The organism is Paraburkholderia sediminicola (assembly GCF_902859805.1).
In the GTDB taxonomy this organism is placed as follows: Bacteria; Pseudomonadota; Gammaproteobacteria; order Burkholderiales; family Burkholderiaceae; genus Paraburkholderia; species Paraburkholderia sediminicola.
In genome coordinates this window covers 1454191-1479010 of sequence record NZ_CADIKC010000001.1, presented here as the reverse complement: position 1 = coordinate 1479010, position 24820 = coordinate 1454191, and the positions used below count along the sequence as shown (strand labels likewise).

Sequence of the window (24820 nt, the reverse complement as noted above, 5' to 3'; positions counted from 1 at the left end):
GTCGGCCGCCGATTTGTCGGCCGTTTGAATCAGTGACAAATCGAGCAGCGCAAACGTACACAAAAGTATAAATGTAAAATAAAGCCTTCCAAATCTACCGAAATATTTTCAAAAATAGTACTTAATGGGAAAATCTCTTTAATCAAAGCGAAATTGGCGAGTTGCCTTTCCGTCAATTTGCTTCGAGAATCGATGCCATCACAAATAATGCGTCCGCCATGTTCGGATGCATCTGCCGCGAGGACCGCCAGGCAACGCGCACAACGCGTGACCGAAGGCGCTCGCGGAAACAGCCGCGCGGCAAGGGACCAGCCCGATCCGTTGAGCCGCGCGGATTCATCTACGGGGTAGGCTCGAACATGCCGGTCATAGCCGTCGTCCACCGTGCCCGCGCGCATCCATGCGCGCCCACGGCTTCCGTCACAAGCGCCTCGCTGTGCGCGCACCCCGCTCGTTTGCAAGCTTCATTCTCGCAAGCTTCAGCCCGTTTGAGCGCCGGTCGACAGACCGCACGCTAAAGAAATCACCTCTACCCGCCGTTAACGCGCAAGAGCTAATTCCGCTTACCGACCCGCCCATGCCTTTGCCCATTGTGATCGCCGACGATTCATTGCTTGCCCGCAAGGTGCTCACCAAGGCATTGCCGCCGGACTGGGATGTCGACGTCTCCTACGCGACGAACGGGCGCGAAGCGCTCGGCCTGTATCGGGAAGGCAAGGCGTCGGTGATGTTCCTCGACCTGACAATGCCGGACATGACCGGCTATCAGGTGCTGGAAGCATTGCAGCATGAGGATCTGAATACCTTCGTCATTGTCGTCTCCGCCGATGTCCAGCCGATGGCCCAGTCGCGCGTGCGCGCGCTCGGCGCCGCCGCATTCATCGCCAAGCCCGTGACGCCCGAGGCGGTACTACCCATCCTCAAGGAGTACGGGTTGTATGTCTGAGCCAGTCCTCACCGAAGACCGGCGCGACGCGCTGCAAGAGGTCGCCAATCTGGCGATGGGCCAGGCCGCGACGCGTCTCGCGAGCCTGCTCGATGCGTTCATCGAATTGTCGGTGCCGCGCGTGAAGGTGGTGGCGGTGAGCGAGGCGGCTGAGGCGCTGCGCGAGATGACCGGGATCGAGGACACGGTGAGCGCGGTGCGCCAGGGCTTTCGCTCCGACATCAAGGGCGAAGCGCTGGTGATCTGCCGCAGCGACAGCATCGACCAGTTGTGTTCGCTGGTGAGCGACCCGTATTCGCGCTCGAGCTATGAGGCGGTAAGCCAGCAGGAATTCGTGTTCGACGTCGCGAACGTGCTGACGGGTGCGTGTGTCTCGTGCATTCTCGACCAGCTCGGCCGCACGCCGGTCTTTTCCGCGCCGGGCCTGCTCGGTGAGGCGATGACGCTCGACGAAGTGTTCCAGCCCGGCGTGCTGCAATGGGAAGTCGCGCTGCTGGTGGAAGTCAATTTCGCGCTCGAAGACCAGAGTTTCCGCGCGCACCTCGTGATGCTGATGGCCGAAGAGTCGATCCGCCATATGAATGAGGCGCTCGACGAGCTGTTGTCCAGCTTATGAATGTGTCCGCGGAGTCGTTGAGCGATCTGGTGGTCGAACGTGTCGGTTTCGGCATTTTCGTGCTCGATCGCAACATGACCGTATTGATGTGGAATCGCTTCATGCAGGACCACAGCGGCTTGACGCCGGAGCAGGTGGTCGGCAAATCGCTCTTCACGCACTTTCCGGAATTGCCGCGCGTGTGGCTGTCGCGCAAGATCGAAAGCGTGTTTCAGCTCGGCAGTTTCGCGTTCAGTTCGTGGGAACAGCGCCCGTACCTCTTCAAGTTCGATCACGACCGGCCGATTACCGGCGGCGTCGATTTCATGCAGCAGGACTGCACCTTCATGCCGCTCACGCGGGATCGCGAAGTGGTGGCCGTGTGCGTCACTATCTCGGACGTCACGCATGTCAGCATCGTGCAGCGCGAGCGTGAAGAGGCGGTCGCCAAGCTGCAGGAATACGCGGACCGCGACGGCCTGACGGGCATCGCCAACCGGCGTTACTTCGAAGCCCGCCTGCGCGACGAATTCACGCGCTGGCAGCGCTACGGCGGCGAGATGTCCGTGCTGCTGTTCGATCTCGATCACTTCAAGAAAATCAACGACCAGTTCGGCCATGGCGTGGGCGATACGGTGTTGCGCGTGATGGCGCAGCGGGTCGCCGAGGTGGTGCGGGCGCAGGATACCTTCGGGCGTTTCGGTGGCGAGGAATTTGCCTTGCTGTTGCCGTGTACGCCGCTCGAAGACGCCATGCGGGTCGCGGAGAAAATTCGCTGCACGATCGCCGACACGCCGGTCGACGTGCAGGGCACGAGCGTGCCGGTGACGGCCAGCGTCGGCGGCGCGGCGGCGCGGCTGGGCGTGCCGGCGTATGACGTGCTCATCAATGAGGCCGACGCGGCGCTGTATAGCGCCAAGCGGCAGGGGCGCAACCGCTCGGTGGCGTTTACCTGAGCGTTTCTCGCGAAGCGCTACTCCCCTCAATCCGGCCCCTTATTCACCCCTAAACTGCGGCATCTCACAAAGGTTGTTATACTTTTCGCCGTTTCCGGCATCCCAGCCGGGTGTTTCGCGCGTGTCCGCGCGCGCGGACCGTTTGCCCTGCAGTAAACACCAAATTTCTTGAACGCCTTTCAGCGGGCGCCTCCAGCGGAGATCGTCTTGGCTGTTTCCAATCTTGTCGTGGACGATACAGAAATCGACGCCGCTGCCGCTACGTCCGGCAGCTCGTTCTATCTCGCAATGCGCATCCTGCCGGCCGCGCAGCGCGACGCGATGTATCAGGTCTACGCTTTCTGCCGCGCTGTCGACGATATCGCCGACAGCGACATGCCACGCGCCGAACGCGCCGCCGCGCTCGAGCGCTGGCGTGCCGATATCGACGCGTGCTACGCCGGCGCACCGCGCGCGTCCTTGCGCGCGCTGACGCGGCACATTCATACGTTTCATCTGCAACGCGAAGATTTTTACGCGATGATCGACGGCATGGCGATGGATGCCGCCGCCGACATCTGCGCGCCCGACGAAGCCACGCTCGACCTGTACTGCGACCGCGTCGCGAGTGCCGCGGGCCGTCTATCGGTGAGGATATTCGGGATGCAGGATGAGCCGGGCCGTTTGCTGGCGCACCATCTGGGGCGCGCACTGCAACTGACCAACATCCTGCGCGATATCGACGAAGACGCCGGCATCAACCGCTGCTACCTCCCGCACGAATTGCTGGCGCGCGAAGGTATTGCCGTGACGAGCCCGACCCAGATCGCCGACGATCCGTCGTTGCCGCGCGTCTGCGCGACGCTCGCCGAGCGCGCCAAGGAGCATTTCGCCGCCTCCGACGCGATCATGGACCGCGAGCCGCGCAGCCACGTACGCGCACCGCGCATCATGTCGGGCGTTTATCGCGTGCTGCTCGAACGCACGCTCGAACGCGGCTTCGACATTCCGCGTACGAAGGTCAGCAAGCCGAAACTGCGCATGCTGTGGATCGTCGCGCGTTACGCGCTCTTCTGAGCTGATGCCAAAGCTCATCCATGTGATCGGCGCCGGCCTCGCCGGCCTGGCCGCGGCGGTGCAATTGCAGCGCCGCGGCGCACAAGTCGTGTTGCATGAAGCGGCGTCGCAGGCGGGTGGCCGTTGCCGGTCGTATTACGACTCCAAGCTGGGCGCCACCATCGACAGCGGCAATCACATGATGTTGTCGGGCAATTACGCCACGCTCAACTACGTACGCGCGATCGGCGCCGCCGACGAACTGGTGGGCCCGGCTCAGCCTGAGTATCCATTCATGGATATGGCGACGCGGGCGCGCTGGACCGTGCGCATGTCGCCGGGCCGCCTGCCCTGGTGGATATTCGACCCGAACGCGCGTGTGCCGAACACCGGGCCGAGTGACTATCTGGCGGTCGTGCCGCTGCTGTTCGCCAAACCCGGGCGCAGTGTGGCGCAAACCATGCGCTGCAATGGCCCGCTGTGGGACCGTCTGCTGCGGCCGCTGTTTCTCGCGATGCTCAATGTCGAGCCGCGTGAAGCGTCGGCGGAGCTCACGGCCGCGATGCTCAGGGAGACGTTGGTCGCCGGTGGCCTCGCGTGCCGGCCGCTGGTGGCAAAGAACGGTCTGGGCAGCGCCTTTGTCGACCCGGCGCTGCGTCTGTTGCAGCATGGCGGCGCGGCAATCCGGCTCGGGTCGCGCCTGACGGACATCGTGTTTGCCGGCACCGGCGCCGGCCCCGGCCGCGTCTCAGCACTGAATTTCGCGGACGAAAGCATCGCGATCGAGGTCAATCAGGCCGTGGTGCTCGCAGTGCCGCCAGACATCGCACAGACGCTCGTACCTCGCTTGCGCTCGCCGAATCGCTTCACCGCGACCCTCAACGTGCATTTCGCGGTCGAGCCGCCGTTCGGCATGGCGCCGATCACGGGGCTGCTGAATGCGACGGCCGATTGGCTTTTTGCCTTCGAGGGCCGCATGTCGGTCACGGTCAACGCCGCTGAGCGCTTGCTCGACACGCCGCATGAAGCGCTGGCGAAAACCATCTGGGCCGAAGTGGCTCAGGCTGCCAACGTGCCGGCCGAGCCGATGCCCGCCTGGCAGGTCGTGGTGGAAAAACGCGCGACGTTTGCTGCCGTGCCGGATCAGGAAATGCTGCGCCCTGGCACGCGCACTCGCTGGAACAATTTGATGCTCGCGGGCGACTGGACGGCCACCGGCCTGCCCGCGACGATTGAAGGGGCGATCCGCTCCGGCCAGAAGGCCGCGGACACGCTGCTGAATCAACCGATGGAACGCCGATGAACGACTTATCTCAAGCCCAGCCGCTGGACGCCGTCCTGCCCGAAATCGCCGAAGCGGCGCTGAATGTGCCAAACGCGGAGTCGAGCGCTGCACCCGATGCAGCGCCGCAAGCGTCCACAACGTCGCTCGACGCCGCGATCACGCGCGCCACCGACGCCATCCTCGGCGCGCAGAAAGCGGACGGTCACTGGGTCTATGAACTCGAAGCCGACGCGACGATTCCCGCCGAATACGTGCTGCTGGTCCACTATCTCGGCGAAACGCCGAACGTGGAACTGGAGCAGAAGATCGGCCGCTATCTGCGCCGCATCCAGTTGGCGGACGGTGGCTGGCCGCTCTTCACCGACGGCGCGCTCGACATCAGCGCGAGCGTCAAGGCGTACTTCGCACTGAAGATGATCGGCGACTCGCCGGACGCCGACCACATGGTGCGTGCGCGCGAAGCGATTCTGGCGAACGGCGGCGCGGAGACGGTGAACGTGTTCACGCGGATTCTGCTCGCGCTGTTCGGCGTGGTGTCGTGGCGTGCCGTGCCGATGATGCCCGTGGAAATCATGCTGTTGCCGCAGTGGTTCCCGTTTCATCTGTCGAAGGTGTCGTACTGGGCGCGTACCGTGATCGTGCCGTTGCTGGTGCTGAACGCGAAGCGGCCGGTGGCGCGCAATCCGCGCCGTGTGCGGATCGACGAGCTGTTCCGCGGCGCGCCGGTGAATACCGGCATGCGCGACCGGGCGCCGCATCAGCACCTCGGCTGGTTCCGTTTCTTCCGCGGCGTGGACGTGATGCTGCGCATGGTCGACGGCTTGTTCCCGAAGGCGACGCGCGAGCGTTCGGTGCGCGAGGCGGTGCGCTTCGTCGACGAACGGCTGAACGGCGAAGACGGCCTCGGCGCGATTTTCCCGGCGATGGCCAACTCGGTGATGATGTACGACGTGCTCGGCTATCCGGCTGATCATCCGAACCGCGCCATCGCCCGTCAGTCGATCGAAAAGCTGCTTGTCATCAAGGATGACGAAGCATATTGCCAGCCATGCCTGTCGCCGGTGTGGGACACCTCGCTTGTGGCGCATGCGTTGCTCGAGACCGGCGAAGCGCGTGCCGAACAGGCGGCTGAACGCGGGCTCGCCTGGTTGCGTCCGCTGCAGATTCTCGACGTGCGCGGCGACTGGATCTCGCGCCGTCCGAATGTGCGTCCTGGCGGCTGGGCGTTCCAGTACAACAACGCGCACTATCCGGACGTCGACGATACGGCGGTGGTGGCGATGGCGATGCAACGCTCGGCGGCACTGACGCAATCGGACGTAGACCGCGAAGCCATTGCACGGGCGCGCGAATGGGTGGTCGGCATGCAAAGCAGCGACGGCGGCTGGGGCGCGTTCGAACCGGAAAACACGCAGTACTACCTGAACAACATTCCGTTCTCCGACCACGGCGCCTTGCTCGATCCGCCGACCGCGGACGTGTCCGGCCGCTGCCTGTCGATGCTTGCGCAACTCGGCGAATTTCCGCAGGGCAGCGAACCGGCGCAGCGCGCGTTCGACTACATGCTGAAGGAACAGGAATCGGACGGCAGCTGGTACGGCCGCTGGGGCCTGAACTACATCTACGGCACGTGGACCGCACTGTGTTCGCTGAACGCCGCTGGCCTGCCGCACGACGATCCGCGCATGAAGCGCGCTGCGCTGTGGCTCCTGTCGATCCAGAACGAAGACGGCGGTTGGGGCGAGGGCGGCGAGAGCTACAAGCTCGACTATCACGGCTACGAGCGCGCGCCGAGCACGGCTTCGCAAACCGCGTGGGCGCTGATGGGCCTGATGGCGGCCGGCGAGGTGAATCACGAGGCGGTGGCGCGCGGCGTCGAGTATTTGCAGCGCGAACAACGCGAGCACGGCCTGTGGGACGAAACGCGCTTCACGGCGACCGGCTTCCCGCGCGTGTTCTATCTGCGCTACCACGGCTATCGCAAGTTCTTCCCGTTGTGGGCGCTGGCGCGTTTCCGTCATCTGAAACGCAACGGGCTGACGCGCGTCGCGGTCGGGATGTAACGGATGGCGTTTTCGACAACGCTGTCAGCCGACGCCGGCCGCAACACCTCGCCGGTGATCGTGGTGACGGGTATGGCGTTCGAAGCGCGCATCGCGCGCGGCAAGGGCGTCGAGGTGGTCTACGCGGCTCGCGCCGATCTGCTGGAGCGGGCGTTGAGCGCGGCGGTTGCGCGGGGCTGCTCGGGGATCGTTAGTTTCGGGACGGCGGGCGGGTTGGCGCCTGATCTGGAGCCGGGAGCGCTGATCGTCGGTGAGGCTGTCGATGGGCCGTTTGGGCGGCTCGAGACCGATCGCTCATGGGCTGACAGGTTTGCCGCCGCTCTGGCGACAGGGCCGCTGGCGGCGCGCCTGCGGCGTGGGGTGATGGCCGCTGTCACCGCGCCTTTGGTCACCGCTGATGACAAGCGTTTGCTGCATCGCTCGACGGGTGCTTTGGCCGTTGATATGGAGTCGCATATTGCCGGTGCGACGGCTGCGGCGCATGGGGTGCCGTTTGCGGTTTGTCGGGCGGTTGTTGATCCGGCATGGCGGACGTTGCCATCCGCTGCTACAGCTGGCTTGCGGGATGATGGCACCACGGCGTTAGGGCCGATTTTGCGAGAGTTGTTGCGGCAGCCTTCGCAGCTTGCGGCGCTGATTCAGGTGGCTGTTGATGCGCGGGCGGCGCGGACCTCGCTGGTGCAGGCGCGGCATGCTGTGGGGGAGGCGGGGGTTTTGGCTTTTCCTTGATCTGGGTTTGGTGCCTTTCCTTGTCTTGTTAGTGGTCTATTAGCGTTGCCCCTGTGCGGGGCGGCACTTACTTTCTTTGCCGCCGCAAAGAAAGATAAGCAAAGAAAGCGGCTCAAACCGCTAATGCTAAGTGGGGCCCGTGGTCTGCTACAGGTAGTGGTGCATCTGGAATCTGGGTTCGTGCACCTGCATGCGCCAGTGACAAGGGCGTCATACTTCCGGCGGCGCTGCGCGCGCCGAAACGTATTTCATAAAACCGTCTGGTTTGGTCAGGCATATCGTCCGCCTGCTCTTCAGGGGTGCGTCCGGCGCGCGCAAAGCGCGCCGGACGCCTGACTCACATCCCTTATTGGACTGCTGGTGCTGCTTCCTGCGGTTTCTTGTCCGTTGGTGCGGTTTGTGGTGCCGGCGTCATTGCGCCTGACGCCGCAGTAGGCGCCGCCGCTGGAGCGCTCGGTGTGTCGCCTGGGTCGGTGTAGTTCGGGACGCCCGCTGGGGCGCCTGCCGCGGCTCCTGATGCGCCCTTGGCGGGGGCGGCGGCGCCGGAGTCGTCCTGGTCGTCGTAGGTTGGGAGCGGTGCGGCGTTGTCGCTGGTGCCGCGCAGGCGTGCCTTACGCTGCTGCGTGTAGGCATCGCGAACGAACGAATACTTGTCCAGCGCGGCCTGATTCAGCAGGCTGGATGCGCCCAGCAGATCTGAACGTACGCTCACGAACTGCAGCACGTACAGCGGATTGCGCTCCGCCGGCTCGATGTAGTTCAACGGGTTGAACTTCACGTCCACGATCAACCCCATGCTGTCGCGTACCGTGCTCGGACCAAAGAGCGGCAGGACAAGGTACGGGCCCGACGGAATGCCCCAGTGGCCCAGCGTCAGTCCGAAGTCCTGGTGGTGTTTCGGTAGGCCGGCCGGCGTCGCCCAGTCGAGCAGGCCGCCGAGCCCGAAGGTCGAGTTGAACGCGAAGCGCACGAAATCTTCGGTCGCGTCCGTGATCTTCAGTTGCAACAGGTTGTTGGCGGCGTTGGTCAGGTCGCCCAGATTCGAGAAGAAGTTGCTCACTGCCGTGCGCAACGGCTGCGGCGTCACCTTCTGGTAACCCTTGGCGACCGGGACGGCGATGAAGCGGTCCACACCGTCGTTGAAATTGAAAATCACGCGGTTCGCCGGTTCGAACGGGTCGCCAGGTTTGCGGTCGGGGCCGGTCGCGCAGCCAGAGATGAGACCGGTGGCGGCCAGCGCCAGCACAGTGGTTCGCAGCTTCTTCATACTTATATTCCTTTCTGCTTCGCGCGACGTTGGCGCGGCTTGCCCATCAGTACCGGTTGGAACACCACTGCGCCGATCAGCGTGCAAAACAACGAAAGTGCCAGCAAGCGTCCCATACTCGACGTCCCTGGATGGTGCGACAGCCAGAGGCTGCCGAACGCCGTCGCCGTAGTTGCCGCGCTGAACAGCACGGCATGCGTGAGGCTTGACTGTAAAAGGCTGGTCTGGCCATGGCGCCATGCCATGACGAAGTAAATCTTGAATGCTACGCCGACGCCCAGCATCAGGGGCAACGCAATGATGTTCGCGAAATTCAGCGGCATGCCGAACACCACGCACAACTCCAACGTTACCAGTGCCGACACCAGCAGCGGAACCAGGGTGCGCAGCATATCGCTGAGGCGCCGCAGCGCAATCCACAGCAGGATTGCAATCGACAGCAAAGCCCAGCCGGCGGCCTGCAGGAACGCCTTGATGATCGTGTCCGCGGAATTCAGGATCGAAATCGGGCCGCCGATCGTGTTCGGCTCCGCTTTCTTCACCGCGTGGACGAAGCGGGCGAGCATCGCGTCATCGTTGGGATCGGTGCCGGGTTTGACCTTCGGCGCGATGTCGACCAGCGCGCGGCCGTCCTTCGAAACCCAGCTCGTGGAAATCTCCTTGGGCAGGTTGTCGCGCGTAATCTCGGTCGGCTGCAGCAGATCCGCCAGTTGTTTCAGCGCGATGCGCAGCGGCTCGGACATCGCGGTTTCGGCGCGGTCGCGCGTGGCAGCATCGGCGGCGGCCAGCTTTTGCAGCGTCGTGGACAGGTGCTTGGCTTCGGCGGCGCCCGGACCCGGGTGATCGTCGGCGGCGAGCGAGAGCTGGTTCGACGCGCGCTTTAACGCGGCAACGCGCACCGCGTCCGTGGCTTGAGGCGCCGGCTGTTGCTGCAGTGCGGGCAGCAGTTGCTGCGCGGCGCTTGCCACCAGCATCAGTTTTTGCTGTTGCTCGGTCGGGATGAAGGTGCTCAGCGTGGTCACGCGGCCCACTTCCGGCAGCGCGCGCAGACGCGTGGCCTTCTGATCCGCATTGGCAAGCGTGGGCGCCAGCACATGCACGTTGTTGACCGCCGCTTCCGGCGAATCCTTCAGCGACAGCAGCGTGGCCATGGATTCCGTATGCGGGTCCTTCAGATGCAGCGGGTTGAAGTCGAAGCGCAAATGCGTCAGCAAAGGCGCCGCGCCGATCACGACGATGAGCGTGCCGATCAGCACCGGTTTGCGGTGACGATCGAGGAAATCGTCGACAGGCGCGAGTTGCTTGAAGCCTGGCGAGGCAGGCTCACCCGGCGGGTTGAAGAGTTTCAGCAGCGCCGGCAGCAGCGTCATATTGGTGAAGTACGCGACGAACATGCCGACGCCGGCGATCTCGCCCAATTCAGACACGCCGCGATAGGCCGTCGGCAGGAACGAGAAAAAGCTCAGTGCAACCGCCGCGGCAGCGAGCGTCAGCGGCACGCCGATGCTGTGTGCGGTATGCATCAGCGCGGCGGAAAGGCGATCGTCGCGATTACGTTCCTCACGGTATTTGACGCCGAACTGCACGCCGAAATCGACCCCGAGCCCGACGAACAGCACCATGAAGGCGACCGAAATCATGTTGAGCGCGCCGACCATCAGCAGGCCGAGCGCTGCGGTGATCGCAAGCCCGACGAACAGCGTGATGAACACGGCGAGGATCATGCGGCCCGAACGCAGCGCCAGCCACAGAATGACCAGCACGACGATGAAGGTGCCGATGCCGTTGAGCACGGCGCCGTCCTGCACCGACGCGAATTCTTCGTCCGCGAGAGGCTGTTCGCCGGTCAGGCGGACCGTGGCGCCATAGCGCGCATCGAGATGCAGCGAGGCGGCGGTGTCGCGGATCGCTTTCGACGCGGTCGCGCCCGGCTCCAGCGCGTCGTAGTTCACAACCGGCTGCACCGTGACGAAGGCGCGCGCCGGTTCCGTAGCAGCGCTCTTATCGACCAGCGCGCGCCACGAGAACGCCGCCGGCTGGCCGGCCAGCACGCGATCGAGCGTGGTTGCGCTCTGTGACAGCAAATGGCTCATGTCGGCCAGCTTCACCTGACCCAGTTGCAGCGGCAGCAACAGGCTCGTGGTGAGCGTGCCGGCAAGGCCGGTCAGGCTCGGATCGTGCGCGAGGGCATTGACGAGCGGGCGGGACTGGACGAGTTGCGAGGTGGTCGACATCACCTCATCGGTTGACGGGAACAACAGGCCGTTGTGTTCGAAGAACGGGCCGCCGGCGGGCTGCGAGACGGCGACGAATTCCTTCGGATCGGCTTTGAGCGCGGCGGTCAGGGCACTGGCGGCGGCGTCGGCAAACTCCGGGGCACGCGCTTCGACGACCACCAGCACGGTTTGACCGCGATCCGGGAAGGCCGCGTCCATCGCATTTTCGAGCGCGGACCATTGCTTGTCGGTCTCGACCAGCTTGCTGATATCGGTGTTGATTTTGAAATTATGGGCAACGTAGAAGCCGCTCAAAACGGCGAGCACGAGCGACAGAGCGATGATCCGTAACGGATGGCGCACCGAATAGGCGACGAGACGGACGATAGATGACTTCAGCATGTAGGCGGAGGTGGCCTTATCACGAGTGGTGTTTTTGACGAAAGTGCACAAGTATACAGAGCCGGAGCGACTCGGCTCCACTTCGGTAGCAAGTACGACGCCCGGGCGGCGCGGCTGGGGGCGGGAACGCAATATCGGTATACTGGTCTATCTTGCTTTAGCTGCGGGCTTGCGAGCCTGCCGGCGCTTACTTCCTGGGGTTTTGGCGAGCGTATGAAACGTTATCTGTCTGCTTTTCTGGCTGCGGCCGTGGTGTCTACTGCGGCCTATGCGCAAAGCGCGCCTGATGCGGTGGTGAAGAGTGCCGTTGAAGGCACGGTGGCCGCGATGAAGGCCGATCCGCAGGCGCGCGGTGGCGATATGGCGAAGATCACCGAGCTGGTTCAAACGCGCTTCGTGCCGGCTACCGACTTTCAGCGAACCACGCGGATCGCGGTAGGAAAGGCATGGAGCACGGCCACTCCCGAGCAGCAGAAGCAGCTATATGACCAGTTTACGTTGCTGCTGGTGCGCACGTACGCCGCCTCGCTGTCGCAGTTGCGGGATCAGGACGTGAAGTTCAAGTTCTTGCCGGTCAATGTGGCGGCCGGCTCCAAGGACCTGGTGGTGCAGTCGCATGTGCTCAGTAATGGCGGCGATGACGCCATCGATTACCGGATGACCAAGGGCGCGAACGGCTGGAAGATTTACGACATCAACATGATGGGCGCCTGGTTGATCCAGGTGTATCAGACGCAGTTCGCCGATCAGATTTCCAAGGGCGGCGTGGACGGGCTGATCAAGTTTCTGACTGCGCATAACGCACGAAGCGCGGGCTGACCGCAGGCTGACATATAACAGCGCAAAAAAAAGCGCGGTGGCAATCAGGCCACCGCGCTTTTTTTCTACCGGATATGTACTTCACGGAGCGGATAAAACCGCCCCAGGCACAGCGCTTAGTGTGCGGAAGCGGAAGCCGCCGTCTGCACCTTCTTGCCCTTTCCAGCACGCCCGATTTCCTCGAGCTTGATCTCGACGTGTCGCGAGAACACGTACTCAGCCGGACGCTGCTTATCCAAAGCAATATCCTTGGTGAAGGCACCCGAAGTCTTCGGGCCGCGCAGGCTGACCTTCAGTGCCTTCAACGGGTGCGCCACCGTATCCATCACGGCGGTCGCTTCAAAGCCGCAGTGCACCATGCAGTCCGCGCACTTCTCGTAGTTGCCCGTACCGTACTTTTCCCACTCCGTGGTTTCCATCAATTCCTTGAAGGTCTTCACGTAGCCTTCGCCGACCAGGTAGCACGGCTTCTGCCAGCCGAACACGGTACGCGCCGGGTTGCCCCAGGGCGTGCACTCGTACGTCTGATTGCCGGCCAGGAAGTCGAGGAACATGCCCGACTGGCTGAACGACCAGTTCTTGCCGTTGTTGCCGCGCTTGAAAATTTCGCGGAACAGTTGCTTGGTCTTGTCGCGGTTCAGGAAGTGTTGCTGATCCGGCGCGCGTTCATACGCGTAACCCGGCGAGACGGTGATGCCGTCCACGCCCATCGGGCCCAGCGTATCGAAGAACGCGGCGACGCGTTCCGGCACGGCGTCGTTGAACAACGTGCAGTTGATGTTCACGCGGAAACCGCGGCGCTTTGCTTCCTTGATGGCGGCGACAGCCTTGTCGTACACGCCTTCCTGCGACACCGAGTGATCGTGCGCCTGCTGATCGCCGTCCAGGTGAACCGACCAGACGAAGTACGGATTCGGCTCGTAGTCGTCCATCTTCTTTTCCATCAGCAACGCATTCGTGCACAGATACACGAACTTCTTGCGCGCGATGATGCCCTTCACGATCTGCGGCATTTCCTTGTGCAGGAGCGGCTCGCCGCCTGCAATCGAAACGACCGGTGCGCCGCATTCGTCGACTGCGCCAAGGCATTCTTCGAGCGACAGACGCTGATTCAGGATGGGATCCGGATAGTCGATCTTGCCGCAGCCATTGCAGGCAAGATTGCAGCGGAACAGCGGCTCCAGCATCAAGGCGAGCGGGTAGCGTTTGTTGCCAGAGAGATGCTGACGCATGATGTATGCGCCAACCCGGACTTTCTGTAGCAGCGGAATAGACAAGATGTCCTCCTTAAACTTCGCGTGCAGCGAGTGGTTGCATCAGTTTCGATGGCAACTTGAATTCGACTTTCTCTTCACGGCCTGCCATCGTCGTGACATCGACAGGCCCCAATGCGCGCAGCGCATCGATTACATTCATTACCATCTCTTCCGGTGCTGAAGCACCAGCCGTGATGCCGACGGTCTGCACGTTCGCAAACCACTCCGGCTTCACTTCCGAACCGTCGGCGACGAGATAACTCGCCACGCCGGTTTCACTGCCGATCTCACGCAGCCGGTTCGAGTTCGAACTGTTGGTTGCGCCTACCACCAGCAGCACTTCGACCTCTTTGCTCAGTTCGCGCACCGCCGCCTGACGGTTTTGCGTGGCGTAGCAGATGTCGCGCGTGTCGGGACCGACGATGTCGCTGAAACGGCGCAGCAGGGCATCGATGATGCCACGTGTGTCGTCGACCGACAGCGTGGTCTGCGTGACGTACGCAAGCGGCGTATCGAGCGGCAGGTCCAGATGCGCGACTTCAGCCTCGCTTTGCACCAGCAGCACCTTGCCGGGAATCTGGCCGATCGTGCCTTCCACTTCCGGATGGCCCGCATGGCCGATCAGGATCAGCGTACGACCCGCCGCCACATATTGGCGCCCTTGCACGTGGACTTTGGTCACGAGCGGGCAGGTCGCGTCGAGCACGTCGAGGCCGCGCTGTTCCGCGTCGCGCTCGACAGTTTGCGCGACACCGTGTGCGCTGAAAATCGCCACGGCGCCGTGCGGCACCTCATCGAGTTCTTCGACAAAGCGCGCGCCTTTCTGGCGCAGGTTATCCACCACGTGGCGATTGTGAACAATCTCGTGGCGAACATACACGGGCGCGCCGTGTTGCTGTAACGCGCGATCGACGATCTCGATTGCACGTACAACACCCGCACAAAAGCCGCGGGGCTGAGCAAGGATGACTCGCATAAATTGGCGAACTCCGACTGACGCGGGTTTCGAAGAAGTCGGTAACTATGACTTTATCGCCGCGATCATCTATTTAGTTGACGTCTTGAGCCCCGGCGACCAGCCGGTACAGCAAAACCAAACGCGCATTCTAACGCTATCAGGCCGGCTTTGCTTTGGCGCGCCCGCCAGGGTGTTGGGACCGCGCCGCACTGCCGGCCGCTGGCCGGCGCCGCCCGCGTGGCGCAGGTGGCAATGATTACACGCTGCACTGGTTTGGCGGAACCCTTAAACTACGTGGTCCTGCGGTACGTATCGGCTGCCGCATTACAAAAAGGTTTCGAGGCTCGCTGGATGGACGTCGATCAATACGAAAATTTTCCGGTCGCGAGCGTGTTGCTGCCAAAGGCGCTGCGCGCGCCTATCGGCATTATCTATCAGGTTGTCCGCACCGCCGGCGACATCGCCGATGAGGGCGACTGGAGCCCGGCCGAGCGGCATGCCCGCCTCGCCGACTTCCGCGCCGGCCTCGACGCGGTAGCGGAGCGGCGCGCGGCGCCCGTGCACCCGCTCCTGTTCGGCAAGCTTGCCGGCGTGATCGCGCAGTATAAACTGCCGCTCGCGCCGTTCTACGATCTGCTCCACGCCTGCGGTCAGGACATCGACACCCGTCGTTACGCGGACCGCTCCGCCTTGCTGGACTATTGCCGCCACTCGGCAAGCCCGATCGGGCAGTTGATGCTGCATCTGGTGGGCGCCGCCACGCCGGAGAATCTCGCCGACGCCGATGCGATCTGCACGGCTTCGCAACTGATCAGTTTCTGGCAGGACGTCGCCGCCGACTGGGAAAAAGACCGCGTGTATCTGCCGCTCGCGGATATGCGGCGCTTCAACGTGACCGAGGCGCAGATTGCGCGAGGTGTCGTCGACGATGCCTGGACGAAGCTGATGGCCTACGAAATTTCGTTCGTGCGGACCACGCTGATACGTGGCGCGCCGCTCGCTTTGCGGATACCTGGGCGTCTGGGGATCGAGCTGTGCGGCGCCATCCACGGCGGTTTGCGGATCCTCGAACGGATCGAAAAGGCCGGCTACGACGTGTTTCGCGAGCGGCCGGTACTCAACACATTTGACTGGTGCGTCGTCGCGGTACGCACTGTGGTGATGCGCCTGTCGCGGCGCGTCGGCGTAGCAGCCGGTTCACTTGAGGGCAATGCTTAATGGCGGTGGTTCTGTTTCTTCTTTCGTGTCTTTCCCTGCTGATCTGGTGTGTGTTGCTGTTTGCGCGCGGCGGTTTCTGGCGGGCGCGGCCCGCCGCGCCGCTCACGCTTGAACCGCGCGAAACATGGCCGGCGGTCGCCGCCGTGGTGCCGGCACGCAATGAAGTCGACGTGATCGCGCAAGCGGTCACCACCCTGCTCGAACAGGACTATCCGGGCGAATTTCACGTGATCGTGGTCGACGACCACAGCACTGACGGCACCGCCGACGCCGCTCGCGCGGCCGCGTTGCAACTGCAATGCCCTGATCGCCTGACGGTGCTGAGCGCAAAGCCGCTGCCGCCGGGCTGGTCCGGCAAGGTGTGGGCGCAGTCGCAAGGTATCGAGGCAGTGCGCACGCTTGGCCTGCCTGCCGATTTCCTGCTGCTCACCGACGCCGACATCGGCCATCCCGCCGACGCCGTCGCGCAACTCGTCGCCCGTGCGGATGCGGAAAAGCGCGACCTCGTCTCGCTGATGGTCCGTCTGCGCTGCGATTCGTTCTGGGAGAAGGCGCTGATTCCGGCCTTCGTGTTCTTCTTCGCCAAACTGTATCCGTTTTCGTGGGTCAACAACCCGCGCAACCGCACGGCTGCGGCAGCGGGCGGCTGCATGCTGGTGCGCCGCAGCGCGCTCGAGGAAGCGGGCGGCATCGAGTCGATTCGCGCCGAACTGATCGACGATTGCAGCCTCGCCGCGCGTATCAAGCATCGCGGCACGGGGCGTCATCCGATCCGTCTCGATGTGGCGGCGCGCAGCGTGTCACTGCGTCCTTACGATAGCTGGCGTGAGATCTGGAACATGATCGCGCGCACGGCCTTTACCCAGTTGCGTTACTCACCGCTGCTGCTGGCCGGCACGCTGTTGGGCATGACGATCATCTACCTGATGCCGCCAGTGGCCGCGCTGGTGCTCGGTCCTCAGGGCGCGCCCGCGTGGCTTGCCTGGGCGCTCATGTGCTGCGCGTACGCGCCGATGCTCAGCTACTACCGTCGCTCGCCGCTGTGGGCCCCGTTTCTGCCGCTGGTGGCGCTGTTCTATGTCGGCGCGACGTTCGCGTCTGCGGTGCGTTACTGGCGCGGCAAGGGCGGCCAATGGAAAGCGCGGGTGCAGGCGCCGGTGCAGGAGCGCTGAGACGCGCGTGCTCAGCGATTGATCAGACGAAAAAACGGCGCCCTTGGGCGCCGTTTTTTTATATCGACCTTTGCTTCAGCCCTTGGTGAGCATCATGTACATCTGGATCACCATATCGGGCGAGAACGTGAACGGCACCCAGCCGTGGCCGGTGTGACGCATGACCAGCAGGCGGTCGCCATTCGACTGTTTCTGCACGGCCATGACGGGATTCTTCGTCGAGACGAAGCGCCAGCCCGGCGGAATGCCCGGCGGCGGTTCCGGCGTCATCGAGGCGCGCGCGTTCGACAATTCCTCGATCAGCTGCCCGATCTGCTCGGCACGCAGCGCGACCATCTGGCCGCCGATCGTCATGGTGATTTCGTTCTGCGCGGGGCGGTTGATTTCGAGCGTGGGCTGCACCTGGGCGGCCGGATCTTCGCCGGATTCCTCGGCTTCAACCGCTATTTCCGCCGTCGTTGCCTCAGACGCAACAGTTTGCGTTTTTGATTCCGATGGGGCGTGATTCGCCGCCGGCGTTTCCTGTGCTGCTACCTGTGCGGTGTTTGCAGCGTGTGCGGGTGTCTCGGGGATGTTTTTGGCCTGCGGGGCCACGACAGCCTGGATGAGCTGATCGACGCCCATTTCCAGCGCGCCGAGCTGTTCGTGAAGATTCATGCGAGCTTTCTCTGGTAAGACCCACGATTTTAACTGCTGCGCGTAGGCTTTTACCTGCCGCAAACACAGTGACGTTGTAACAAAGTGCGTGCAGGCCGCGCCGGATCGGCGTGACCTGCGTCAGCGCTTATATCAAGGCTTCAAATACCCGGCTTGCCTGAACCATTCGATCGCATCGCTCAAGCCCTCGCGATAGGGCCGCGCGCGGTAGCCGAGTTCGCGTTCCGCTTTCGCCGAGGTGAAGTACATCTTGTTCTTCGACATCTTCAGACCGTCGACGGTGAGGAACGGTTCACGCTTCGTGATCTTGGCGACGGCTTCCGCGCCCGCCGCGAGCGGATAAAGCGGCCAGCGCGGCAAACTCAGCGTCGGCGCCTTGCGGTCGGTTAGCGCGGCGATATCCGCGAGCATCTGTTGCAGCGGCAGATTTTCGCCGCCGAGAATGTAGCGCTCGCCGATCTTGCCGCGTTCGAGCGCGAGAAAATGGCCGGCGGCCACGTCGTCCACGTGCACGAGGTTCAGTCCCGTGTCGACGAATGCGGGAATCTTGCCGAGCGCCGCTTCGACGATGATGCGCCCCGTCGGCGTCGGCTTGACGTCGCGCGGACCGATCGGCGTGGACGGATTGACGATCACGGCCGGCAGGCCGTCTTCGGCGATCATGCGCTCCACCGCGCGTTCGGCCAGCACCTTGCTGCGCTTGTACACGCCGATCGCCTGGTCGGCTTTGAGCGGCGAGGTTTCATCGGCGGACTGGCCGGAACTGGTGACTTTCAGCGTCGCCACGCTGCTCGTGTAGACGATGCGTTCCACGCCTTCCTTCAGCGCCGCGCGCATGGTCGCCTCGGTGCCTTCGAGATTCGAGCGCTCGATTTCGCTCGGGTCCGGCGCCCACAAACGGTAGTCTGCCGCCACGTGCAGCAGATAGCGCACGCCGCGCAGCGCGTTGCGCATCGACGCTTCGTCGCGCATATCGCCCACGACGATTTCCGCGTCCAGCGCTTCGACGTTTTTGCGCGGACTGGTGGCGCGCACGAGCACGCGCACCTTGAAACCCTTCTGTTGCGCGATGCGCGCCACCGACGAGCCGACGAAGCCGGATGCGCCGGTCACGAGCACGAGATCGCGATTCTGTTCGGTCATTCTGTTTGATTCCCTGCGTGACAGTCGACGGATTGTACGTGTCGCGCGGGCCGCGTGTCGCGCCGGGGGGCCCAGGCGCGCAGGGGAACTGAGATGCCGCCGAGCATTCTCGTCGCGACGCGTCTAGAATGCCGGCTTGAAAAGGATGTTTGGAGAGGACGGCATGACCCCGGATCTGGATCAGCGGATCGAAACGTATTACGTGCGAGTGCGCGGCACCGTGCAGGGCGTGGGTTTTCGCCACGCCACTGTGCGGCAGGCCCACGCGCTCGGTATCAAGGGATGGGTGGCGAATCTCGACGACGGTTCCGTCGAAGCCATGTTGCAGGGTTCGGCCAATCAGGTCGACCGGATGCTGTCGTGGCTGCGTCACGGGCCGCCGGCGGCGCGCGTCACCGAAGTGACCGGCGAAGAGCGCGCGACTGAAAAGCGTTTCGAGCGTTTCGAGCAGCACTGAGTACGCGAGCTTCACGCAAAACAAAGGCGGCGCGCCATCACTTCGATGGCGCGCCGCCTTGCCGTTTGCGCATCCTGTTTGCCCGATTTGCCTGCCGATAACGCTTTGTGCCTAGCGCGCCACCAGCAAACTCTCAGCGAACCCCCATCCGTCTTCGATCCATTGATGGCTGCATACGAAGCCCGCGTCGTCGGCGATCGCGGGCACCTCGTCCGCGCGATATTTGTGGCTGCTCTCGGTCCAGATCGTTTCGCCTGTCTTGATCGAGACCGTCAATTGCGCAGCGCCCACATGCGCGGTGACATCGCGCTTCGCACGCAAATGCATCTCGATGCTGCGCGCGTCCGGATTGAAGCGCGCAACGTGTTCGAACGCATCGAGCGGAAAATCGCCGTCGAGCTCCCGATTGATACGCGCCAGCAGATTCAGATTGAACGATGCGGTCACGCCGACCGAATCGTCGTAGGCGGCCACCAGCACCGGTATCGGCTTGATCAGATCCGTGCCGAGCAGCAATGCGTCGCCGGGTGCGAGCATGTTGCGGATATCGCGCAGAAAACGCGTCGCCGCGAGCCGGCCGAAATTGCCGATCGTGCTGCCAAGAAACAGCACGAGTAAGCGCTCGTCCGACGCGCGGTCCTGGCTCACCTCAGCGAGCCCGGCCAGGTAATCGCGCTCGTAACCGACGATCGAAATCCGCTCGATGTCGCCAAGTTCGCGCCTGCATAACTGCAACGCGCTGCGCGAAATTTCAATCGGGAAGTAAGAAGTGGGGCGCTTTTTACACAGCGCCTCCAGAATGCGCCGCGTTTTGCGACCGCTGCCGCTGCCCAGCTCAGCAACGGTCACGTCGTGCGGCAGATGCGCGACGATGTCCGCTGCGTGCTTCGCGAGCAGGCGCTCCTCGGCGCGTGTCACGCCGTACTCGGGCAGTACGGTGATCACTTCAAACAGCGCAGAACCCACTTCGTCATACAGATACTTCGACGGCAACTCTTTTTGCGGCGTGTGCGTGAGTCCGGCGCGTACTTCGGCGGCGAAGGTGGCGCGGAGCAGGTCGGGCGATGCGTCGTGCGATAGGGCTGGCTGGGTCATGCTGGCTCCAGTAGTCACATTCGATGAGCGGGATTGCTGGCCGGGCGGCGGCAGGTGCAACGGAGCGCTGCTGCTCACAGTTGCTGTATGCCGCGGGAAAGAAGGGCGGGCTCGGTCCGTGTGGACTGCCTTTGCCGGCCCGGCTCATTGATGCTGTGATGACAGTTGAAAATGACGGTTGCGACGGATATCCAGGATGTCTCGGATGACGTTGCAAACCATGCCGCTAGACTTCGTAGCAAGATTCGCGCTTGCGCAACTGCGCGGAAAGTTGCCGGCGTTGCAACTGCTGATTCGCCTGTCGCGCGTGAAGTTATGTTCTAGTGCATCGGCGCGCGATGCGCACGGGAAAAATTGCTATTGACTGCAAGGAACGAACGGGCACGCTGTTCGGGAACCCGTCTAGAATGCCGGCTTGCATCGCATATCGAAGATAAAAACGCAGCGCTTGACACGTACTTGATTCGCGCTTGATATGCACTACCCGCCGTACTGCCTGCTTGAGAGACTTTACTTCCAATGACAATAACTCGAGGCGTGCAGCCCTATGCTGCGCCGCACACACCTGCACCCCATGTCAAAGCGATTGCGCCACGGGCCGCGCAATGAACCAGTATGACCCAAAGCGCGGTATCGCGTTGTCGGTCGGCGCGTCGGCGATGTTTGCTTTACTGTCGGCTTACGCCAAGCTGCTTGCGCCGTTGAGCGGTCTCGACATTTTCGCGTGGCGTGTTGTGTGGACTGTCCCCGGGGCGTTGGTGCTAATCATATTGCGCAAACGCCTGCCGATTCTCCGGCAACTTCTTTACCGCATGGTGACGGAGCCGACGCTCGGCGCCGCGATGGTTGTCAGCGCGGCGTTGCTAGGCGCGCAGCTGTGGGTGTTTCTATGGGCGCCGCTGCATGGGCGCATGCTCGAAGTCTCGCTCGGTTATTTTCTGCTGCCGCTGGTGATGGTGCTGGTGGGGCGCTTCTACTATCGCGAGAGCCTCGACGGCTTGCAGTGGCTCGCCGTTATCTGCGCCGCGTTGGGCGTCGTGCATGAACTGTGGATGACGGGCGCCTTTTCGTGGCCCACGTTGCTCGTTGCGCTCGGCTATCCGCCGTATTTCGTGCTGCGCCGCAAAATCAACCAGGATTCGCTCGCCATGTTCACGGTCGAAATGGCGTTGCTGTTGCCTGCGGCGGCTGTGTTCATTGCCATCGGTGGTTCGCTGGCGATGATCGGCGGCCGGATCGACATGTGGTGCTTGTTGTTGCCGGGACTCGGCGCCCTCAGCACCATTGCGCTGGCTTCGTATCTGAAAGCGAGCCGTTTATTGCCGGTCGCCTTGTTCGGCATTCTTGGCTATGTCGAACCGGTGTTGCTTGTGTTTGTCTCGATCACGCTGCTTGGCGAGACGCTCAGCGCCGCGCAGTTAGCCACATATATTCCGATCTGGATGGCGGTTGCGCTGACGGCCTTGCATAGCGTGCGGCTCATTCGGTTTGCACCGCGTTAATACGCTGCACGATCCGCATTGATACGCGTTGCGCCAACCTGTGCCTCGATCGCTTCGCGCAGCGCCGGTCGCCAGCCAAAACCGAACAACGCTTCAGCGAGGACGAATAGCGGCCCGATCAGCAGACCGATCACATCGTCCACAAATGCCGGCTTGCGATGTTCGTAGGCGACGTGGCCGATGAACTGAAACACCCAGCCGACCACGAAGAGTCCGATGCCGGAGGCGAGCCAGGCGAGGGTAGTTTGCGCGGCGAGCCACTCGCCGCACGCAACGCACAGTAACGATACGACCGCCATCATTACGCCAAGCGGCACATCGAGCACGAGGTAATAGACGGTCGCTGCGGCGAACAATACCCACGCGGGCGATAAGGCAAATGGCAGCGCGCCGATGCTGAAAGCAGGCCGGCTCAACAACACCGCCAGCGCGAGCACGATCATCGGAATGCCGATGAAATGCGTGGCGATATTGCGCCGGTCACGATGGTAGGCCGCGTATTGCGTAAGCTGTTGCGTCAGCGTTCTCATGGATGCCGCTCCTCAATCAAAGCCAGCATAATCGCGGGCAGCGGAATTTGAAACCATCGGGTAGCCGACAATCGGGCACGGATACCGTTCTATGACTGCGAGTTTTTCATCCAATGAGCTTGCCGCGCGCCTTGAACGCAGCGCGTGGTTTCGCTCGGCGCCCGCTGCCATGCAGGCGCAGTTGATCGAAGCGGGGCGTGTCGAGCGCCTCGCCGCCGGTCAACGGCTGTTCACGCGCGGCGATTCCGACGACGGCCTCTATTGCGTGCTCGACGGTCTCGTGAGAATCGGCGCGGCCAGCTCGGATGGCAAAGAGGCGTTGCTCGCGGTCATCGAACCGGTCAACTGGTTCGGCGAGATCTCGCTGTTCGATCACCGTCCGCGAACCCACGACGCGTATGCCGAACGTGATTCCGAGTTGTTTCATGTGTCGCGCGCCGCGCTTGCCGCATTGCTCGAACGCAAGCCCGAGTATTGGCATGTCTTCGGTTTGCTGTTGACGCAAAAGCTGCGTCTCGCCTTCGACGCCATTGAAGAAGCCGCCTTGCTGCCTGCCGCACCACGCGTGGCGCGCCGTTTGTTGTTGATGGCCGGCGGCTACGGCGAACCCGGCGCATTAAGGCGTGTACTCAAAGTACCGCAGGAGGACCTGGCGATGATGCTGGCGTTGTCGCGGCAGACGATCAATCAGGTGCTCAAGCAGTTCGAAACGCAGGGGGCGTTGAAACTGGGCTATGCGGAAATCGAAATCACCGATGTGCAAAAACTCAGGACGCTAGCCGATCTGAATCCGGCCGCGGACTGATCGTTGCGATCTACGCGCAAAGCGCGCCGCTGCCGCCCCTATACGTCCACTCGCGCGCCGCTGCATCTTTATAAGCATTTTACGGCGCACCCCTATTTCTTTGGCGATTCGCTACACCAAGCCCGGTAAGGTCGATGTACCCCGGTCAGGAAGCGAACCTATGCATGGAAATAGCGCTCTGGATGGTGTCCAGGTACAACGAAATCCTCGCCGCAAAGCTGGCCTGAAGGTGATATTCGCGGCGATCGCCTTCTCGTTCGCCGCGGCGACGCACGCTGCCGACGCGCAGTCGGTGTTGCCGTTGGCCGCTCCAACTGTCGCGAGCGACGCATCACCTGATGCCGGCTTGCCGGCGCTCAGCGACATCACCGCCATGCTGCGCGCGCAGTTTCGCGTGGCGCCATTGGAATCCATGAAGATCGCGCGCGCGGTGTTGATCGAAGCCGAGCGTCAAGCTATCTCGCCGGTATTGCTGCTTGCCGTGATGTCGGTCGAGTCGAGTTTCGATCGCCACGCCGTCAGCATCGCGGGCGCGCGAGGGCTGATGCAGGTCTTGCCGGCTGCGCATCCGCAATTGATTGCGGGCACAACCGATTTATCCGATCCCGCAATCAACGTGCGGATCGGCTCGACCATTTTGCGCGGCTACCTTGATGCGAGCGGCGGCGATCTCGACGCCGCGCTCGTTCGCTACAGCGGCGGCGGCCGCGGTTACGCGCAGCGCGTCGTGCTGCGGATGCAGCGGCTGGACGCAAGTTTGCGCCACGAATGATGTACTCATTCGCGGCGCATTCCTCCTTGAACCCTCTTGTTGTTGCTCCAGCGCTTTAGCTCATCGCTCCGGCAAACTCGGCGCGCAGATCCTGCAACCTGTCGCGCGCGGTGCCCAGTCGCTCGACGAGTTGTGCCGACGCGCGCGTGATCGGCATACGCGTTTCGTCGGTCATTGAATGATCGAATGCCAGCATCGCCTTGATCGCGGACGGATTGGGTGCGGCGAACAGCAGACGCAATACCGGCAGCAAACTGGCGAACAGATTGCGCTCGTCCGGATCGCGATCGGCGCGGATCAATTCCTGTACGGCTACCAACAGGTCTGCGCAAACATGTGCGCTTGCCAGAATGCCACCGGTGCCGCCGCTGTGCAGACAGTCGTCCAATGCTTCATCGGTGCCGCACAGCACGTTGATCGGCAGGCCGCGCAGCTTGCTGAAGTGTTCCTTCACGCATTCCTTGATCGCGACGATGTTGCTGAATTCGACCAAACGCGCAACCGTCTCAGGCGCGATCGCCACACCGGTGCGATGCGGCACGTCGTACAAAACGATAGGGCGTTCGGTTGCGAGCGCGGCCTGTTCGAAATGCCATTGCACGCCGGCCTGATCCGGACAAACGTACGACGGTGGAGACACCAGATAGCCCGCGCAATCCCAGCGCTCATAGCGCTGAATATCGTGCAGGACGTCGCGCGTATTGGCGCCGCCAACGCCGATCAGCATCGGCAGACGGGAGCCGATCACATCGGTCAGCGCCTGCAAGACGGTGAGGCGTTCGGATTCCTGTAACAAAGCGGCTTCGCCCGTCGTGCTCAAGGCGACAAATCCGCTGATCTCCGTGCGCAGGTAATAGTCCGCGAGGCGCTGTAACGCGTCGACGTCGACTTCACCATTGCGAAACGGAGTGACGATGGGCAGCCAGATTCCTGAGAACATGA

Annotated in this window: 24 protein-coding genes; 14 read left to right on the top strand and 10 right to left on the bottom strand. The window is 62.9% G+C overall.

Going from position 1 to position 24820, the window contains the following annotated elements; all coding sequences use genetic code 11:
- Positions 1 to 29: 29 nt before the first annotated feature.
- Positions 30 to 398, bottom strand: coding sequence for a hypothetical protein (locus R8871_RS06660; protein ID WP_175049603.1), 369 nt, complete (start codon positions 396 to 398; stop codon positions 30 to 32).
- 179 nt (positions 399 to 577) lie between these two features.
- On the opposite strand from R8871_RS06660, the gene R8871_RS06655 reads away from it, so the two are divergent.
- From R8871_RS06655 to R8871_RS06625, 7 genes are all read left to right on the top strand, one after another.
- Positions 578 to 946 carry a response regulator gene (locus R8871_RS06655; protein WP_028195969.1) on the top strand — a complete coding sequence of 123 codons (369 nt, stop codon included), beginning with the start codon at positions 578 to 580 and terminating at the stop codon, positions 944 to 946.
- Positions 939 to 1562 (top strand): chemotaxis protein CheC, encoded by a 624-nt coding sequence (locus R8871_RS06650; protein WP_175049602.1) that lies wholly within the window; start codon positions 939 to 941, stop codon positions 1560 to 1562. Before R8871_RS06655 ends, R8871_RS06650 begins: the two co-directional genes overlap by 8 nt.
- On the top strand, positions 1559 to 2497 hold the full coding sequence (locus R8871_RS06645; RefSeq protein WP_054034186.1) for a sensor domain-containing diguanylate cyclase: 939 nt from the start codon (positions 1559 to 1561) through the stop codon (positions 2495 to 2497). The genes R8871_RS06650 and R8871_RS06645 overlap by 4 nt, the downstream gene beginning before the upstream one ends.
- Before the next feature lie 207 nt (positions 2498 to 2704).
- Entirely contained in the window at positions 2705 to 3553 is an 849-nt protein-coding gene (gene hpnD / locus R8871_RS06640; protein ID WP_154566452.1) for a presqualene diphosphate synthase HpnD, read from the top strand.
- Positions 3554 to 3557: 4 nt separating this feature from the next.
- Positions 3558 to 4835, top strand: a complete 1278-nt coding sequence (gene hpnE / locus R8871_RS06635; RefSeq protein WP_175049601.1) for a hydroxysqualene dehydroxylase HpnE — start codon at positions 3558 to 3560, stop codon at positions 4833 to 4835.
- Positions 4832 to 6880 carry a squalene--hopene cyclase gene (gene shc / locus R8871_RS06630; RefSeq protein ID WP_175049600.1) on the top strand — a complete coding sequence of 683 codons (2049 nt, stop codon included), beginning with the start codon at positions 4832 to 4834 and terminating at the stop codon, positions 6878 to 6880. The genes hpnE and shc overlap by 4 nt, the downstream gene beginning before the upstream one ends.
- A gap of 3 nt (positions 6881 to 6883) precedes the next feature.
- Complete coding sequence (locus R8871_RS06625; RefSeq protein WP_175049599.1) at positions 6884 to 7609, top strand: phosphorylase; 726 nt, start codon at positions 6884 to 6886, stop codon at positions 7607 to 7609.
- 346 nt (positions 7610 to 7955) lie between these two features.
- Here the strand turns inward: R8871_RS06625 and R8871_RS06620 are convergent, their stop codons facing one another.
- Both R8871_RS06620 and hpnN read right to left on the bottom strand, forming a co-directional pair.
- Entirely contained in the window at positions 7956 to 8876 is a 921-nt protein-coding gene (locus R8871_RS06620) for an MlaA family lipoprotein (RefSeq protein WP_175049598.1), read from the bottom strand.
- Positions 8877 to 8878: 2 nt separating this feature from the next.
- Positions 8879 to 11494 (bottom strand): hopanoid transporter HpnN, encoded by a 2616-nt coding sequence (hpnN, locus tag R8871_RS06615; protein ID WP_175049597.1) that lies wholly within the window; start codon positions 11492 to 11494, stop codon positions 8879 to 8881.
- 213 nt (positions 11495 to 11707) lie between these two features.
- Between hpnN and R8871_RS06610 the strand changes: the two genes are divergently transcribed.
- Complete coding sequence (locus tag R8871_RS06610) at positions 11708 to 12313, top strand: MlaC/ttg2D family ABC transporter substrate-binding protein (protein ID WP_175049596.1); 606 nt, start codon at positions 11708 to 11710, stop codon at positions 12311 to 12313.
- Between the two features lie 116 nt (positions 12314 to 12429).
- On the opposite strand, the gene hpnH is transcribed toward R8871_RS06610, so the two are convergent.
- Positions 12430 to 13590, bottom strand: coding sequence for an adenosyl-hopene transferase HpnH (gene hpnH / locus R8871_RS06605; RefSeq protein WP_063500562.1), 1161 nt, complete (start codon positions 13588 to 13590; stop codon positions 12430 to 12432).
- A gap of 10 nt (positions 13591 to 13600) precedes the next feature.
- Positions 13601 to 14545 carry a 4-hydroxy-3-methylbut-2-enyl diphosphate reductase gene (gene ispH, locus R8871_RS06600; protein WP_175049595.1) on the bottom strand — a complete coding sequence of 315 codons (945 nt, stop codon included), beginning with the start codon at positions 14543 to 14545 and terminating at the stop codon, positions 13601 to 13603.
- A gap of 333 nt (positions 14546 to 14878) precedes the next feature.
- Here ispH and hpnC point away from each other — a divergent pair, with 333 nt between their 5' ends.
- Both hpnC and R8871_RS06590 read left to right on the top strand, forming a co-directional pair.
- Positions 14879 to 15745: a squalene synthase HpnC gene (gene hpnC / locus R8871_RS06595; protein ID WP_175049594.1), complete on the top strand. Its 867-nt coding sequence runs from the start codon at positions 14879 to 14881 to the stop codon at positions 15743 to 15745.
- Positions 15745 to 16917, top strand: a complete 1173-nt coding sequence (locus R8871_RS06590) for a glycosyltransferase (protein ID WP_175049593.1) — start codon at positions 15745 to 15747, stop codon at positions 16915 to 16917. Before hpnC ends, R8871_RS06590 begins: the two co-directional genes overlap by 1 nt.
- 75 nt (positions 16918 to 16992) lie before the next feature.
- Here R8871_RS06590 and R8871_RS06585 read toward each other — a convergent pair whose 3' ends face one another.
- Positions 16993 to 17574: a hypothetical protein gene (locus tag R8871_RS06585; RefSeq protein ID WP_175049592.1), complete on the bottom strand. Its 582-nt coding sequence runs from the start codon at positions 17572 to 17574 to the stop codon at positions 16993 to 16995.
- Positions 17575 to 17706: 132 nt separating this feature from the next.
- Complete coding sequence (gene hpnA, locus R8871_RS06580) at positions 17707 to 18717, bottom strand: hopanoid-associated sugar epimerase (protein ID WP_175049591.1); 1011 nt, start codon at positions 18715 to 18717, stop codon at positions 17707 to 17709.
- 163 nt (positions 18718 to 18880) lie between these two features.
- On the opposite strand from hpnA, the gene R8871_RS06575 reads away from it, so the two are divergent.
- A complete protein-coding gene (locus R8871_RS06575; protein ID WP_175049590.1) occupies positions 18881 to 19174 on the top strand; it encodes an acylphosphatase in 294 nt (97 codons plus the stop codon).
- Positions 19175 to 19285: 111 nt separating this feature from the next.
- On the opposite strand, the gene egtD is transcribed toward R8871_RS06575, so the two are convergent.
- Entirely contained in the window at positions 19286 to 20269 is a 984-nt protein-coding gene (gene egtD, locus R8871_RS06570; RefSeq protein ID WP_175049589.1) for an L-histidine N(alpha)-methyltransferase, read from the bottom strand.
- A 605-nt stretch (positions 20270 to 20874) separates the two neighbouring features.
- Here egtD and rarD point away from each other — a divergent pair.
- Positions 20875 to 21771 (top strand): EamA family transporter RarD, encoded by an 897-nt coding sequence (rarD, locus tag R8871_RS06565; RefSeq protein WP_175049588.1) that lies wholly within the window; start codon positions 20875 to 20877, stop codon positions 21769 to 21771.
- Here rarD and R8871_RS06560 read toward each other — a convergent pair.
- On the bottom strand, positions 21768 to 22301 hold the full coding sequence (locus R8871_RS06560; RefSeq protein ID WP_175049587.1) for an Mpo1 family 2-hydroxy fatty acid dioxygenase: 534 nt from the start codon (positions 22299 to 22301) through the stop codon (positions 21768 to 21770). The genes rarD and R8871_RS06560 overlap by 4 nt on opposite strands.
- A 91-nt stretch (positions 22302 to 22392) precedes the next feature.
- Here R8871_RS06560 and R8871_RS06555 point away from each other — a divergent pair, with 91 nt between their 5' ends.
- Complete coding sequence (locus R8871_RS06555; RefSeq protein WP_175049586.1) at positions 22393 to 23106, top strand: Crp/Fnr family transcriptional regulator; 714 nt, start codon at positions 22393 to 22395, stop codon at positions 23104 to 23106.
- A 160-nt stretch (positions 23107 to 23266) separates the two neighbouring features.
- Positions 23267 to 23878 carry a lytic transglycosylase domain-containing protein gene (locus R8871_RS06550; protein WP_175049585.1) on the top strand — a complete coding sequence of 204 codons (612 nt, stop codon included), beginning with the start codon at positions 23267 to 23269 and terminating at the stop codon, positions 23876 to 23878.
- Between the two features lie 55 nt (positions 23879 to 23933).
- Here R8871_RS06550 and R8871_RS06545 read toward each other — a convergent pair whose 3' ends face one another.
- The gene (locus tag R8871_RS06545) at positions 23934 to 24818 is read right to left on the bottom strand and encodes a 4-hydroxy-tetrahydrodipicolinate synthase family protein (protein ID WP_175049584.1); all 885 of its coding nucleotides are present in this window, start codon (positions 24816 to 24818) and stop codon (positions 23934 to 23936) included.
- Between the last annotated feature and the right edge of the window lie 2 nt (positions 24819 to 24820).

Bases quoted from the DNA above. Each gene is read 5' to 3' on its own strand.
- R8871_RS06560 (WP_175049587.1), bottom strand. From the start codon at position 22,301: ATGAGAACGCTGACGCAACAGCTTACGCAATACGCGGCCTACCATCGT.
- ispH (WP_175049595.1), bottom strand. From the start codon at position 14,545: ATGCGAGTCATCCTTGCTCAGCCCCGCGGCTTTTGTGCGGGTGTTGTA.
- R8871_RS06590 (WP_175049593.1), top strand. From the start codon at position 15,745: ATGGCGGTGGTTCTGTTTCTTCTTTCGTGTCTTTCCCTGCTGATCTGG.
- R8871_RS06655 (WP_028195969.1), top strand. From the start codon at position 578: ATGCCTTTGCCCATTGTGATCGCCGACGATTCATTGCTTGCCCGCAAG.
- R8871_RS06610 (WP_175049596.1), top strand. From the start codon at position 11,708: ATGAAACGTTATCTGTCTGCTTTTCTGGCTGCGGCCGTGGTGTCTACT.
- shc (WP_175049600.1), top strand. From the start codon at position 4,832: ATGAACGACTTATCTCAAGCCCAGCCGCTGGACGCCGTCCTGCCCGAA.
- R8871_RS06555 (WP_175049586.1), top strand. From the start codon at position 22,393: ATGACTGCGAGTTTTTCATCCAATGAGCTTGCCGCGCGCCTTGAACGC.
- R8871_RS06550 (WP_175049585.1), top strand. From the start codon at position 23,267: ATGCATGGAAATAGCGCTCTGGATGGTGTCCAGGTACAACGAAATCCT.
- rarD (WP_175049588.1), top strand. From the start codon at position 20,875: ATGAACCAGTATGACCCAAAGCGCGGTATCGCGTTGTCGGTCGGCGCG.
- R8871_RS06660 (WP_175049603.1), bottom strand. From the start codon at position 398: ATGCGCGCGGGCACGGTGGACGACGGCTATGACCGGCATGTTCGAGCC.
- R8871_RS06620 (WP_175049598.1), bottom strand. From the start codon at position 8,876: ATGAAGAAGCTGCGAACCACTGTGCTGGCGCTGGCCGCCACCGGTCTC.
- hpnC (WP_175049594.1), top strand. From the start codon at position 14,879: ATGGACGTCGATCAATACGAAAATTTTCCGGTCGCGAGCGTGTTGCTG.
- hpnA (WP_175049591.1), bottom strand. From the start codon at position 18,717: ATGACCGAACAGAATCGCGATCTCGTGCTCGTGACCGGCGCATCCGGC.
- R8871_RS06645 (WP_054034186.1), top strand. From the start codon at position 1,559: ATGAATGTGTCCGCGGAGTCGTTGAGCGATCTGGTGGTCGAACGTGTC.
- R8871_RS06545 (WP_175049584.1), bottom strand. From the start codon at position 24,818: ATGTTCTCAGGAATCTGGCTGCCCATCGTCACTCCGTTTCGCAATGGT.
- R8871_RS06585 (WP_175049592.1), bottom strand. From the start codon at position 17,574: ATGAATCTTCACGAACAGCTCGGCGCGCTGGAAATGGGCGTCGATCAG.
- R8871_RS06575 (WP_175049590.1), top strand. From the start codon at position 18,881: ATGACCCCGGATCTGGATCAGCGGATCGAAACGTATTACGTGCGAGTG.
- hpnN (WP_175049597.1), bottom strand. From the start codon at position 11,494: ATGCTGAAGTCATCTATCGTCCGTCTCGTCGCCTATTCGGTGCGCCAT.
- R8871_RS06625 (WP_175049599.1), top strand. From the start codon at position 6,884: ATGGCGTTTTCGACAACGCTGTCAGCCGACGCCGGCCGCAACACCTCG.
- hpnE (WP_175049601.1), top strand. From the start codon at position 3,558: ATGCCAAAGCTCATCCATGTGATCGGCGCCGGCCTCGCCGGCCTGGCC.
- egtD (WP_175049589.1), bottom strand. From the start codon at position 20,269: ATGACCCAGCCAGCCCTATCGCACGACGCATCGCCCGACCTGCTCCGC.
- R8871_RS06650 (WP_175049602.1), top strand. From the start codon at position 939: ATGTCTGAGCCAGTCCTCACCGAAGACCGGCGCGACGCGCTGCAAGAG.